This window comes from Lelliottia nimipressuralis, assembly GCF_004115925.1.
GTDB lineage: Bacteria > Pseudomonadota > Gammaproteobacteria > Enterobacterales > Enterobacteriaceae > Enterobacter > Enterobacter nimipressuralis.
The window spans coordinates 1-717 of record NZ_SDDX01000038.1; the positions used below are offsets into that span (position 1 = coordinate 1).

The following is a 717-nucleotide window of genomic DNA, read 5'->3' on the forward strand; positions in this document are numbered from 1 at the left end:
CGATCAGGAACAGAATAATCGGCCAGCCGACGAGGAAGCCGAGAGAGTAAATCAGACCGTCGTAGCCGGAGGTGTAAACCAGCGCGGAGATCCCGAGGAACGATGCGGCTGACATAAAATCGCCCGCAATCGCCAGCCCGTTCTGGAAGCCGGTAATGTTGCCGCCCGCCGTGTAGTAGTCATTACGCGAGCGCACGCGTTTTGACGCCCAGTAGGTGATGTAGAGGGTCAGCAGCACGAAAATCAGGAACATGATAATCGCCTGCCAGTTGGTCGGCTGGCGTTGGACGTCGCCGGTCAGGGCATCGGCCGCATGCGCCGCAAAAGGCAGTGTGGCGGCTAGCGCCGTCAGAACTCGCTTCATGATGCTTTTACCTCACGCAGTACTGCTTTATTGAGACGATCAAATTCACCGTTCGCGCGCCAGACGTAGACGCCGGTCAGCACGAAGGAGATGACAATCACACCGATGCCGATGGGGATCCCGCGCGTGACGCTGGTTCCGGCATGCAGCGGCGTGCCCAGCCAGTGCGGGGCAAAGGCGATCAGCAGAATAAAGCCGACGTAGATAATCAGCATGATGATGGAAAGGATGAAGGCAAACCGTTGCCGTTTTTCGACGAGCTCCCTGAAATGCGCACTATTTTCTATCTGCTGATAAATATCAGTATTCATCACAGAACTCTCCAGAGTATTGGTGTAGGGAAGGGCGTTTTT

Annotated in this window: 2 protein-coding genes; both read right to left on the reverse strand. The window is 55.6% G+C overall.

The features are described 5' to 3' along the window. Positions 1-364: sodium:solute symporter family transporter (locus tag ETG88_RS21750; protein ID WP_434084309.1), on the reverse strand; the 364-nt coding region annotated here is incomplete at its 3' end. Further along, positions 361-675: a DUF485 domain-containing protein gene (locus ETG88_RS21755; RefSeq protein WP_100777983.1), complete on the reverse strand. Its 315-nt coding sequence runs from the start codon at positions 673-675 to the stop codon at positions 361-363. The genes ETG88_RS21755 and ETG88_RS21750, both read right to left, overlap by 4 nt. Positions 676-717: the final 42 nt, after the last annotated feature.